This window comes from Mesorhizobium sp. M1A.F.Ca.IN.020.06.1.1, from assembly GCF_004023265.1.
Classification (GTDB): Bacteria; Pseudomonadota; Alphaproteobacteria; order Rhizobiales; family Rhizobiaceae; genus Mesorhizobium.
On the sequence record NZ_RZSR01001700.1, the window covers coordinates 1 to 568 of the forward strand.

General features: G+C 60.4%; 1 protein-coding gene. It reads left to right on the plus strand.

Going from position 1 to position 568, the window contains the following annotated elements; all coding sequences use genetic code 11:
• Positions 1-473: VOC family protein (locus EOA60_RS36440; RefSeq protein ID WP_245502726.1), on the plus strand; the 473-nt coding region annotated here is incomplete at its 5' end.
• Positions 474-568 lie beyond the last annotated feature (95 nt).

Below are 568 nucleotides of genomic sequence, written 5' to 3' on the forward strand. Positions count from 1 at the left end.
TAGGATCGACGATGTGGAGGAACAACACCGTGGCGAAGAAGCGGACCGGGACACCGTGGATGAAGGCCGAGGATTTCGGCCGCTCGCTGCCGCATGGGCTGGGCGTCAACTTGCTTGTCACCGACATGGCGGCGATGGAGGCTTTCTGCCGCGATGTGCTAGGCGCGCGCATCATCTATGCCGACGAGGATTTCGCGGCCATCGAGCTGCTGGGCTCGATCTTCATGCTGCATGCCGACCATTCCTATCTCGACAATCCGATGACCGGCGTCTTTGCCGGAGCCGAAACGCGTGGCGCCGGCATCGAGCTGCGCCTCTATGGCGCCGATCCGGATGCGGTCGAAAAAAAGGCGGCAGCACTCGGCCACATCGTGTTGGCCGGTTCGATCGACAAGCCGCATGGCTTGCGCGAATGCTATATCGTTGGTCCGGACGGGTATCTCTTCGTGCCCAGCGCGCCGCTGCAAGCCTGAAATTTCAAGACGTTACGGTCCAATTTCTCGACTGGCGCCCCGGTAAGGAAGGCCGTCGCGACAAATTTGCAACACCAGCTCCGAAAACCCTATTT